This is a genomic window from Romboutsia maritimum, from assembly GCF_002251085.2.
In the GTDB taxonomy this organism is placed as follows: Bacteria; Bacillota; Clostridia; order Peptostreptococcales; family Peptostreptococcaceae; genus Romboutsia_B; species Romboutsia_B maritimum.
The window spans coordinates 52827-65903 of sequence record NZ_NOJZ02000013.1 but is presented as its reverse complement, the minus strand read 5'-3'; the positions used below and the strand labels follow the sequence as shown (position 1 = coordinate 65903).

Here is a 13077-nt window from a genome sequence, read left to right as displayed (position 1 = left end):
GCTGAAAGCATCTAAGCGCGAAGCCTACTTCAAGATAAGATTTCCCACCGTAAGGGTAAGATCCCAGGAAGACTACCTGGTTGATAGGTCGAAGGTGTAAGTGCAGTAATGTATTTAGCTTAACGATACTAATAGATCGAGGACTTGACCAAGAATTAAAATGATAATTCCTAAATGTATACAGTTTTTAGAGTATTAACTCTAAAACTTAATAGAAATGTTAAGCATAAAGATTATGTGGTTATAATAGCAAAGAGGATACACCTGTTCCCATTCCGAACACAGAAGTTAAGCTCTTTAGCGCTGATGGTACTTGGAGGGCAACCTCCTGGGAGAGTAGGACGTAGCCACGTAATTTTTTTATTTTTGAATTAAAGATAATATTCACGTTTTAATTTATTTATATATATAATAAAGTAAATGAGTTTTGGGGTGAGTATATGCAAAAAATATTTGACGTCGGAGAAAAGTTATTTTTTTATATACTAACGATTTGTTTACTGTCATTTATATATTTTACTATTCTTCCTGAGAGTAAGATGACAATTGCAATAGGATTTATTTTTTGTATTTTTTATTTTTATATAAATTTCTATATAGGATATAAATATGAACTTAATTTTTATGAGGCTTGTATTGTTGGGTTAATGGGATGTGGGCTAGGTATATTTCTAGGTTTTTTTGCATTATATTCATATTTTGTATTAAAAAATTCTTATTCAGCTATTTGGATAATTACACCATACTTTATGCCTACTATGTCGTTAATAAAAATTTATTTAAAGGAAATCACTATAGTATATCCTTTTGTATTAATATTTTTAAATATATTTTTGGTTATAATTGGTTCTATTACTAAAAAAATAATGAATAAATTATTAACTTAATTTAAATAATTATATTATATAAATTAAAATTAAAAAATGTAGCCGTTAGGCTACATTTTTTATATGCTATAATAAAAATAGTATACTGTGGAATTTAGAATAAAGAACAAAAAGAAAAGGTGATTTAGTGAGATATTTATTTAGAGAAAATAATAATATTGAAAAATTTAATAAAGTTATAAATAAGTATATAGAGATAGTAGAGTTAAATAATAATAAATCTAGTCAAGTTCTAATGTTAGTTCCAAATAATGCTATAAAATTAAAATATCAGAGAAATATAAGTTTAAACTTTAGTGAAGAAATAAATATTACTACATATATAGGATTTATAAAAAATGAATTAATTAAATATTGGCCTATTATATTAAATAATTGCAAAGAAATAAATAAAAAAATAATATCTCCAATATTTATTTCAAATAGCTTAAGTGAGTATATAATAACTGATTTAGTAAGTGAAAAAAGAGAAATAGAGGGATATTTTCAAGACCTTACAGGAACAAATAAAAATATTGCAAATAACATTAAAAATAACATAGACAAAGCAGCATTTAATTTAATAGAATTTGAGGATATAGGAGAAAAATTATATTTATCAAAGAAGAATAGAGAAAATTTAGATAGATATTCATATACTCAAATGAATGAAATTATAAATTTTTATATAAATAAATTATTATCTAATTCTATGCTAGATAATTCTATTAGTGTATATTTATTTAACAATTATTTAATGAGAGATAAAATATATCTAAGTAATTTACAAAAAAAGTTAAAATATGTGATTGTTGATAGTTTGGAAAATTGTAGTCCTGCTGAAGTGGATTTTTTAGATTTAATATCTGGTTATTGTAAGGATATGTATATGTACTTTAATCCAAGCAGGAATTATTCATCATTTAATAATGTTGATATGAATTACATTGAAGAAAATATAGTAAATAAAATTCAGGATAACTCTCATAGTATAAGAAATGTTACTTTAGAGGATCTATATTTAAAAACATCAAAAATAATTTTAAATCAATCTAGTCAATTATATAGTGAAATGATAGGAGAATTGTGTAAAAAAATAATTAGTTTAATTAATAATGGAGAAAAATCTAAAAATATAGCAATAATTACTCCTGTAAATAATACAATTCTAGATTATCAGGTAAAAATGATATTAAATGATTATGATATAAATGTATATAATACTAAAAAAGATAAAAAATTTATTGATTATACATATGCGAATGCAATAGTAACAGCAACATGCATTTTTTATGACTATTTAGAATTAATAAGGGAAGAAGATTATATAAGTTTTATACAAACTATATTTAATGTGAATAAAATACAAGCATTTAAGATGTTTAAAAATAAAGAAAAAGATTCGAATTTTATAGATATATTGGAATATATAAAAGAAAAGAAAGAAAGTAATTTAAGAATTAATGAATTTATAATGCAGTTTTATATAGATAAAATGTTGAATTTAAATGAGGGAAAACTAAATGTAAAAATATGTAAGAATATAATAATGGAAAGTGAAGTTTTTACAGAAAACATAAATTTATTAGAATTAGATAAAAAAAAGGAAAAAGAAAAAATATTCATAGAGGCATTAAAAACAACTATAAATGATTTTTATGGAACAAATGAAATCGAGGAATTTAAAGAACGTGATGGAATAATTTTAACAAATCCTTATTCATATATATCATCAAATATGTATAGACCAATTCACATTTGGGTGGATATAGGAAGTAACGCATGGAATATGAAAATTGAAAAAGATATAAGTAATGCAGTAGTATTAAAAAAATCATTTAAAGAGAAAAAAGTGTATAGTGATTCAATAGAAGAAAGTAATAAAAAATATTATTTATATAATATGATATATAATTTATTACAAAATACTCAAAAAATTTATGCATATAAGAGTGAATATAGTGTAAATGGATATATTCAAGATAGTATTTTAAATAGCTTATTATTAAAGCTTGTGGATAAGGGAGATAATTCTTATGAGTAAAATAAATTATAGAGAAGATCAGATACCTATAATAAATTATACAAATGGAACAATGGCTGTTCCAGCTGTTCCAGGAGCAGGAAAAACTTTTATAGTAACAAACCTAGTATCAAAATTAATATTAGAAAAAAAGTATAATAATAAAAAAATATTGATTTTAACATATATGAATAGTGCAGTAAATAATTTTAAAGGTAGGATAAAGAAGTTATTAGAAGAAAATGATATATTGGATACAAATTTATATGAAGTTATGACAATACACAGTTTAGCAGTAAAAATAATTAAAGAAAAGCCTGAAGTTGTTATGTTGAGTGAAGAATTTAATATAGCCGATGATTTGCAAAAAAATATAATATTGAATGAGTGTATAATGAACTTTAGACTAAATGGTGGAGAAAAAGCATTTAGATATTTTCTTAAAGAACAAAAGGAAGAAAAGTGGAGAGATATAACGTTAGATTTATGGGAAAAAGGATTTTATGATCTTGTTGGAAATGCAATTAGTGATTTAAAGTACAAGGAGATTACGCCAGATAAATTAGAAAATTTAATATCTAGTGGATACAAAGGTATGTTAAATATAATACTTCCTATATACCGACAGTATGATAAAAAATTAAAGCAAAATGGATTACTAGATTATGATGATATATTAATATTAGCATATAGAGCATTAAGTTTAGATGAAGAATTAAGAAGTAAGATGCAAAATAAATATATGTATATTTTTGAAGATGAATGCCAAGATTCAAATGAAATACAAGGTAATATAATTAAAATTATATGTAATGAAAGTAAAAATTTAGTTAGGGTAGGAGATATAAATCAAAGTATTACAGGTACATTTTCATCAGCAGATCCAAAGTATTTTAAAGAATTTATAAAAGAAGCAGACTGTTGTTATAGAATGGATATGTCAAATAGAAGTTCAAAAGATATTTTAGATTTAGCAAATAAATTAGTTGATTACGTGACTAATGAATTTACTCAATGTGAATGTAGAGATGCACTAGAGGCTATGAATATAAAGACAGTTAAGTCAGGTATGGGGTATAAAGAAAATCCTAAACCTGAAACTTATAATATAAATGTTAAATGGTATGATACATGGAAAAAAGAGATAGAGGAAACGGTAAGGTATACGAAGGGAATAAAGAAAAAATATCCTGATAAGAGTATAGGAATACTAGTGCCATATAATGATCAGATCACACAAGTAGCTAAAATTTTAAGTGATAATGAACTAGAATTTGAAGAATTAGGACCAAATGCGTTAAATAAAAGAAAAATTTTAAATAATATTTCATTTATTATAGATTTTGTTTTAAATTGTGATGATATAAATAAACTTATAAGTGTATTAGACAAGGTATTTATAAAAACAGAAAATGATTTAGGAAAAAAAGATTTCTTTGAATTATTAAAAAGCTATTCAACAGAAGATATTATATATGATATAAAAAATAAAGAATCTTTAATAATCGATAAGGATAGTTCTTTATATAAAAGTTTTTTAGAAGGAATAGATACATTAAAAGAAATATTAGAGTATCCTTTAGAGAGGTTAGATATATTTATCTTATTTATTGGAGAAAAATTAAATTTAGAAAAAGAAGATAAGGCAATAGTTGATTATGTTGCGTTTTATATAAAATATACAACCTCAGAAAAAATAAATATTACCTTAAAGGATGTTTATGAAATATTATTAAATACAAAAAATAAAGTATTTAATCATATAATAGAAGTTGTATACGAAATGAATGGATATGAGCCAGAACCTGGAAGTATAACAGTTTGTAATTATCATAAATCAAAAGGTATGGAATGGGACTGTGTTTTTTTATTAGGTCTTGTTGAATATAATTTTCCTGATAATGTAAAACAAAAATTTCAATGTGATAAATGGTATCTTATAGATAAGTATAAAAATCCTTTAGCAATTATAAAGGCAGAAATAGATTCTGTTTTTAAGGGTGAAATATTAAAAGATTATACTTATAAAACTAAAATAGATTTAATAAATGAAAAAATTAGATTATTATATGTTGGTATAACTAGAGCAAAAGAAATGTTAATATTATCAGGAAGTGCATATAAAGAAGAAGTTGATAAAGGTAAAAAAAATAGAGAACAAAAACCAAGTATCTATTTAAAAGAATTAAATAGATATATTATACAAAAAAGGGAGCAGTTGTAAATGAATAAAAGGTTAAAATATTTTTGTTATAGCCAAAATTCAATAAATACATATAAGTCATGTCCTTTGAAGTTTAAGTATAAGTATATTGATAATATAAATTGGAAATATGATGATATAGAAAGTAGAGATTATTATGATAGTTTAAAATTAGGAACAGAATTTCACTTATTATGTGAAAGATATTTTAGTAATATACCAGTAGGATATGAAATAGATGACAAATTTAAAAAGTGGTTAGATAATATAAAAAAAATTATACCTATAAACAATGATAAAACATATCTTCCAGAATATGAAGTAAGATATAATTTTAAAGGTAACAATATACAGGCTAAGTATGATTTGGTTGTAATAGGAAAAAATAGTATTGAAATTTGGGATTGGAAAACAGAATCAAAAAAAATTAATTATAAAAATGTAGAATATAGAATGCAAACGATTGTATATATGTTTTTAGCAAAAGAAGTAATAACTAAAGTTTTAAATTTAGATATAGATATCAAAAACATAAAAATGAATTATTATCAACCTGAATTTGATGAAAAACCTATAACTATAAATTATGATTATAAAAAACATGAGGAAAATAAACTTAAAATATATACATATATAGATAATATAAAAAGAACAAGTTATGAAAATGGTGAAGGAAATATTGAATTAATAAGAAATAAAAATCATTGTAAATTTTGTGAATTTAATAAATTATGTAATGGACAAGATGTGGATTATAGCGTTTTAGAGGAGGAGTTTTATGGGTCTTAAATTTGTTTTAGGTAGAGGAGGAAGCGGAAAATCTACGTATTTTTTAGAAGAAATAAAAAAATTAGTTCAAAATGATGAAGTAGCCCCGATTATAATGTTAGTTCCAGAACAATATACATTTGAGATGGAAAAACGAATAAGTAAATTATTTTTAGGAGAACAAAAAGATAAATTTTTAAGGACAAGAGTATTAAGTTTTAAGACTATGAGCAGTATTGTTTTTTCTAATGTTGGAGGATTAACAGATGTAAATATAAATTCTAGTGGTAAAGCCATGATTGTTTATAAAGCAATTGAAAGTGTGAGTAGTAATTTAAGTATTTTTTCAAAATCTGCATCTCAATCTGGATTTGTAAGTTCTATATCAGAAATGATATCAGAATTAAAGCAATACAATATAACAGGAGATATGTTGGAGCATATTTCAGCAGATGTAAGCAATGAGACGCTAAGTTTAAAGCTAAAAGATATAGGAAAAATTTATAATAAATTTGAAGAAATGTTACATGAGAATTACATAGATTCTCAGGATTTACTTAACTCTTTAGCAGATAAAATAGAACTATGTGATTGTTTTGATGGGTGTTATATATATATAGATGAATTTACAGGGTTTACACCAAATCAGTATAGAGTAATAAAGAGTTTATTAAGTAAAGCTAAAGAAGTTAATATATCATTAACAGTAGATAATGTTAACTCTATTAGGTATGTTAAAAGTGATGCGTTTTCAAGAACGAAATTTACTTATGAGAAACTTGTTAAAATGTGCAATGAAGAATGTATAAATTTATTGCCATCAATAAATTTAAATAGTGGACCTATAAAAAGATTTATTAACAATAAAGAATTGCAACATCTAGAAAAAAATTATAATTCATATCCATATAAAACGTACGAAGATCATACTAGAAATATAAAAATTAAAGAATTTAATAATTTATATTCAGAAGTAGAGGAAATAGCTAAAGAAATAGTACATTTAGTAAGAGATAAAAATATAAGATATAAAGACATCACTATAGCAACAAGAGATTTAAACAGATATGATTTTTTAGTACACTCTATATTTAATGAATATAATATACCTAACTTTATAGATAAAAAAAGGGAAGCAAAAACTAATCCTATAGTTGTACTTATTATATCTGCATTAGAAATGAAAAATAGACGATATAGTTATGAAACTATGTTTAGATATTTAAAAAGTGGGCTGATAGGTATAAATAATGAGGATGTAAGTTTGCTTGAAAATTATGTACTTGCAAATGGAATAAGAGGTAAGAAGTGGTTTGAAGAAAGTTGGAATTATCCTATAAATTATAATTACTCTAGGGAAGAAGAAACGGAATATGAGAAGCAATTAAAAGTTAGGATTAACGAAATTAAAGATAAAGTTTTACATCCTATAAAAATATTACAAGATAAACTAAAAGGAAAAAATAAAGTAAGTGATATTTGTAAGTATGTATATGAATTTCTTTTAGATATAGACATGGAAAATACTATAGAATTTTTAATTGAAAGTTTTAAAAATAGAGGTGAATTAGATATAGCAAATCAATATTCTCAGGTTTGGAATATTGTAATAGATATCCTTGACCAAATGGTAGAAATTATGGGAGATGAAACTATATCGTTAGATAAATTTATAAAATTAATTAGTTTAGGATTTGATGAATATGAACTTGGGTTAGTACCTCCTAGTATTGATCAAGTTCTTGTAAGTAGTGTAGACAGAATGAAAAATCCAAATACAAAATATCTTTACCTTGTAGGAACTACAGATGGAATATTTCCACTTATATCAAAGGATAAAGGGATTTTGAGTGATAACGATAGAGAAACATTAGAAGAAAAAGGTGTAGAAGTTGATATAGATAGTAAAACAAAGACTTTTGAAGAACAGTTTTTAGTATACAAAGCGATTACATCTACAACAGAAAATTTAATAGTTACTTATCCAATTTCAGATCATGAGGGAAAGACATTAAGACCATCAGTAATAATATCTAGATTAAAAAAAATATTCACAAATATAGATAATAAAAGTTACTTGATAGATGAAAATAAAAAAACAAATGATGAGATATTAAATAAAATTACTGTTAAAGCTCCTACATTTAATGCACTTATAAATGAAATTAAAAAGTTTGACGAGAGCAAAAAAATAAATAACATATGGCTAGATATTTATAGATATTATTTAGGAGATGAAGAATATTCTCATATTGTAAAAAAAGTAATAAAAGGTTTAAGTTATACTAATCAAGTTGATAAAGTAAAAGAAGAACAGTTAAAAAAATTATATCAAAATAATTTGTTAAGTGTATCTAGATTGGAGAAATATGCACAATGCCCATTTGCATATTTCATACAGTATGGATTAAAAGCTAAAGAAAGAAAAGAATATTCATTTACAGCTCCAGATTTGGGAACATTTATACATAATATATTAGATACATTTTCAAAATCATTAAGTAAAGATAATTTACAATGGAGAGATATAGACGAGAAATATATAAGAACAAATGTATCTATAATAGTAGATGAAATAGTATCAAAAATACCAGGATATATACTAAATAGTTCTGAGAGATATAAGTATTTAGCATATAGATTAAAAAATATGTTAATAGCGGCGATAAGTATAATTTCAGAACAAATAAAGCAAGGGTCATTTGAACCAATAGATTATGAAGTTGGATTTGGTGTAAAAGGAAAATATCCACCTATAAAGATAGTGTTAGATAATGGACAAGAAATAAATCTAATTGGTCAAATAGACAGAGTAGATGAATTTGAAGAAGGAAATGATAAATATATAAGAATAGTAGATTATAAATCTGGAAATAAATCACTAAGTTTGAGTGATATTTATTATGGTTTACAATTACAGCTAATGGTTTATTTAGATGCTATTTTAGAAACGGCAAATAATCAAACTGGTAATCTTAATCCAGCAGCTATATTATATTGTAGAATAGATGATCCAATAGTTAAGTTTGATGAAGATCAGGATGACGAAATAGTAAGAGAGGCTATATTAAAAGACCTTAGAATGAAAGGTTTAATAATAAAAGATGCACATATAATAAAAGAAATGGATAATTCTTTAGCAAATGGAGAAAGAAGCAGTTCACTGATAATACCAGCTAACTTAACTAAAGACGGTGGAATTGGAAAAAATACATCTGGTGTATCATATGATGAATTTGAAGTTATTAGAAAATATGTTAAAAGTACAATAAAAGATTTGTGTGAAGATATGGTAAGTGGAAATATAAATATTGAACCTTTTAAAAATAAAAATGTAACTTCGTGTGATTATTGTAGTTATTCATCAATATGTCAATTTGATACAACATTAAAAGATAATAAATATAAAATTTTAAATAGCAAAAGCAATGAACAAATAATAAAACTTATGAAGGGAGATGTTGAGTAATGAGTTCTCCTAAATGGACAATAGAACAACAGGCGGTTATAGATAGTAGAGATTGTAATTTACTTGTAGCCGCAGCTGCTGGATCGGGAAAAACAGCAGTATTAGTTGAACGTATTATACAGATGATAACAGATAGTGATAATCCTATAGATATAGATAAATTACTGGTAGTTACATTTACAAATGCAGCAGCATCAGAGATGAGAGAGAGAATAGGCGATGCTATAGGTAAAGCATTAGACAAAAATCCAGAGAATAAACATTTACAAAATCAACTTGTATTATTAAATAGAGCCAGTATTACAACAATACATTCATTTTGTTTAGAGGTAATAAAATCAAATTTTCATAAAATAAACTTAGATCCTAATTTTAGAATTGGGGATCAAACTGAGTGTTCATTATTAAAAGCAGAAGCAATAGAAGAAGTATTTGAAGAACTTTATGTAGAGAAAAATCAAAGTTTCTTGAATTTAGTTGAAAGTTATGCAGAAAAAAGAGGAGATAATGAACTTCAAAATATAATACTTAATATATATTCATTTGCTATGGCATCTCCTTATCCAAAAAAGTGGCTAGATGAATCATCAGAATTATTTAATATAGACGAAGACTTTAAATTTTCTAATTCTATTTGGTCTGAAGCAATACTAGAAACTGTAAAAATAGAAGTAAATGGAATAGAAGTAAGCATGTTAAAAGCAATAGCTGAAGTAGAGGCAATAGAAGAGTTAGATACATTTAAAGAAAAATTAAAAATAGAGCATGATAAGATAAATAGAATAGTTAAGGCTTGTGAAAATTCATGGGATGATGTTTATAGACAGATGGTATCAATGGAATTTGAAAATTACTCAAAAGGTGTAAAAAGAATTCCTAAAGATGCTCCATTGTATATAAAAGAATCAAAGGAAAAGTCTAAAAGTATAAGAGATAAAGTAAAAAAATCTTTAGAGAGTATAATAAATGCAACATTCTATAAAGAAAATGATAGTATAAATGAGGAAATTAAGTACTTGTATCCTATAGTTAAGTCAATTTCTCAAGTTGTATTAAGATTTGAGAAGGCTTATGATGATAAAAAAAGAGAAAAAGGAATAATTGACTTTAATGATATAGAACATTTTGCTTTAAAGATACTTACAAGTGTAGATGAAGATAAAAAGATTATTCCATCTGATGTAGCTTTTACTTATAGAGATAAATTTTATGAAATATTTATAGATGAATATCAGGATAGTAATTTAGTACAAGAAGTACTATTAAGTACTATTTCTAAAATTGAAAATCCTAATAGATTTATGGTTGGAGATGTTAAACAAAGTATTTATAGATTTAGACAAGCTAAACCAGAAATATTTTTACAAAAGTATAGTGATTATGATGAAAAAAAGGGAAGTAAAGAAAGAAAAATAATGCTTTATAAAAACTTCAGAAGTAGAAAAGAAGTAGTTGATTGTGCAAATTATATATTTGAAAATATAATGAGTAAAAATATAGGAGAAATAGATTATACAGAAAAAGAGAGACTTAATTTAGGTGCATCATTTATAGAAAGTGAAGACGAAAGCAGTATTGTGGGAGGACCTACAGAAATACATATAATTCAAAAAAATAGTAAATCAGATAAAGACAACAATGAATCTGAAGTTGAAGAAGAAGAGATAGATAATATCCAACTTGAAGCTAGGATGGTAGGAAAAATTATCAAAGATTTAATTAATCAAAATGAGGATGGAAAAATCCATAAGGTTTATGATAAAAAATTAGATAAATACAGACCAGTAGAATATAAGGATATAGTAATTTTACTTAGAGCGACATCTGCATGGGCACCTGTATTTGCAGATGAACTTATGAATATGGATATACCAACATATGCAGATATAGGCGTAGGATATTTTAATACAATAGAGATTAAGACAATATTGTCACTACTTCAAGTTATAGATAATCCATTACAAGACATACCACTTTTAGCAGTGTTAAAGTCGCCTATATTTGGATTTGAGCCAGAAGAATTAATTGATATAAGAATAGGCAGAGAAGAATTTAGTTTTTATGAATCAATAAAATTATCTTTAAATGATGAATTAAGTCATAGTATTAAATGTAAAGAAATTTTAAAAAAATTAAAAGACTACAAAGAAAAATCTTTATATATGAGTACAGATGAATTTTTATGGTATTTATATACAAGTACAGGGTATTATGCTTATGTTGGAGCATTACCAGGAGGAAGTCAAAGACAGGCTAACTTGAAAATATTATTTGAAAGAGCTAAACAATTTGAAGAGACTAGTTTTAAAGGGATTTTTAATTTTATAAACTTTATAAACAAGTTAAAAAAATCTAGTACAGATATGGGGAGTGCTAAAACATTAGGTGAAAATGCAAACGTAGTGAAAATTATGAGTATACATAAAAGTAAGGGCTTAGAATTCCCAATAGTTATTTGTTCTGGAATGGGAAAAAACTTTAACACTCAAGATTTTAAGAAAAGTATATTATATCATCATAAATTAGGATATGGACCACAACTTGTAGATTTTGAAAGAAGAATATCTTACCCAAGTATAGTTAAAGAGGCGTTAAAAAGTAAGATAAATATAGAAAATTTATCTGAAGAAATGAGAGTATTATATGTTGCATTTACAAGACCTAAGGAGAAATTGATAATAACAGGTTCAAGTAAAGACTTAGAAACAAGTATGAAAAAATGGGTATTAGGTATAGAAGACAAAGATAAGGTATCACAATATCAAATATTAAATGGAAAAAGTTTCTTAGATTGGATAATGCCATCAGTATTAAAGCATAGAGATTTAGAAAATATTAGAGACTATATGGAATTAAATATTGATACAATTGATGATCATCAATCAAAATGGAGTGCGAAACTTTGGTATAAAGAAGATGTTGTTATAGAGAAAAAAGAAGATGAAGAAGATCAAAGTATAGAATCTATATTAGAACAAGTTGATATGTATAATCCTGAGAGTGAATATTACAGTTTAATAAAAGAAAAATTAGATTATAAATATCCATTTAAGTTAAGTACAACTAAGCCTTCAAGTATATCTGTTACAGAAATAAAAAAAATACAAAATAGTTATGAAGAAGATTTTGCTGAAGATATATTTAATAAAAAAATTAATTTAAAGAAACCAATGTTTATAAAAGAAAATGAAGAAAATGAAAAAATAAGTGGTGCTGAAAGAGGTACAATTGTTCATTTAGCTATGCAAATTTTAGATTTCAGTAAAATATATACTATAGAGGACATTAAATCTCAAATTATAAGCTTTGTATCAAAGGGAATAATTACTCAAAATCAATCTAGCGTTGTGAATCCATATAAAATATATAAATTCTTCAAATCTGATTTAGGGAAAAGAATGTTAAACGCAGATTTTTTAAAGAGAGAGCAATCAGTATATGCTCAAATAAAGTTAAAAGATATATATATATATGAAGATTTAATTATTCAAGATACTAATAATACATATGATGAAGAAAGTGTTATGCTTAGGGGAATAATAGATGTATATTTTGAAGAAGATGGTAAAATAGTAATAGTTGATTATAAAACTGACTTTATAAATGAAGAAAATAAAAATGAAATATTAGATAAATACAAAAAGCAATTAGATATTTATTCTGATGTAGTATCAAAACTTACGGGAAAAGAAGTAAAAGAAAAATATTTATATTTATTTGCAATAGATGAAGCTGTGTTATGTTAGAA

General features: G+C 24.5%; 6 protein-coding genes and 2 rRNA genes. All 8 read left to right on the top strand.

Annotated features, from left to right (window positions below; translation table 11 throughout):
- Positions 1–152: ribosomal RNA gene (locus CHF27_RS08615) — 23S ribosomal RNA — on the top strand; the annotation flags it as partial.
- Between the two features lie 84 nt (positions 153–236).
- Positions 237–353, top strand: a 5S ribosomal RNA gene (rrf, locus tag CHF27_RS08610).
- 87 nt (positions 354–440) lie between these two features.
- Complete coding sequence (locus CHF27_RS08605) at positions 441–887, top strand: hypothetical protein (RefSeq protein ID WP_095405136.1); 447 nt, start codon at positions 441–443, stop codon at positions 885–887.
- A 127-nt stretch (positions 888–1014) separates the two neighbouring features.
- Complete coding sequence (locus CHF27_RS08600) at positions 1015–2910, top strand: hypothetical protein (RefSeq protein WP_095405137.1); 1896 nt, start codon at positions 1015–1017, stop codon at positions 2908–2910.
- Positions 2903–5113: an ATP-dependent helicase gene (locus CHF27_RS08595; protein ID WP_095405138.1), complete on the top strand. Its 2211-nt coding sequence runs from the start codon at positions 2903–2905 to the stop codon at positions 5111–5113. The genes CHF27_RS08600 and CHF27_RS08595 overlap by 8 nt, the downstream gene beginning before the upstream one ends.
- Positions 5114–5881, top strand: a complete 768-nt coding sequence (locus tag CHF27_RS08590; protein ID WP_095405139.1) for a PD-(D/E)XK nuclease family protein — start codon at positions 5114–5116, stop codon at positions 5879–5881. It begins immediately after the preceding gene.
- Positions 5871–9329: a helicase-exonuclease AddAB subunit AddB gene (gene addB / locus CHF27_RS08585; RefSeq protein WP_095405140.1), complete on the top strand. Its 3459-nt coding sequence runs from the start codon at positions 5871–5873 to the stop codon at positions 9327–9329. The genes CHF27_RS08590 and addB overlap by 11 nt, the downstream gene beginning before the upstream one ends.
- Complete coding sequence (gene addA, locus CHF27_RS08580; RefSeq protein ID WP_095405141.1) at positions 9329–13075, top strand: helicase-exonuclease AddAB subunit AddA; 3747 nt, start codon at positions 9329–9331, stop codon at positions 13073–13075. The genes addB and addA overlap by 1 nt, the downstream gene beginning before the upstream one ends.
- Positions 13076–13077: the final 2 nt, after the last annotated feature.

Bases quoted from the DNA above. Each gene is read 5' to 3' on its own strand.
- CHF27_RS08605 (WP_095405136.1), top strand. From the start codon at position 441: ATGCAAAAAATATTTGACGTCGGAGAAAAGTTATTTTTTTATATACTA.
- CHF27_RS08595 (WP_095405138.1), top strand. From the start codon at position 2,903: ATGAGTAAAATAAATTATAGAGAAGATCAGATACCTATAATAAATTAT.
- addA (WP_095405141.1), top strand. From the start codon at position 9,329: ATGAGTTCTCCTAAATGGACAATAGAACAACAGGCGGTTATAGATAGT.
- CHF27_RS08590 (WP_095405139.1), top strand. From the start codon at position 5,114: ATGAATAAAAGGTTAAAATATTTTTGTTATAGCCAAAATTCAATAAAT.
- addB (WP_095405140.1), top strand. From the start codon at position 5,871: ATGGGTCTTAAATTTGTTTTAGGTAGAGGAGGAAGCGGAAAATCTACG.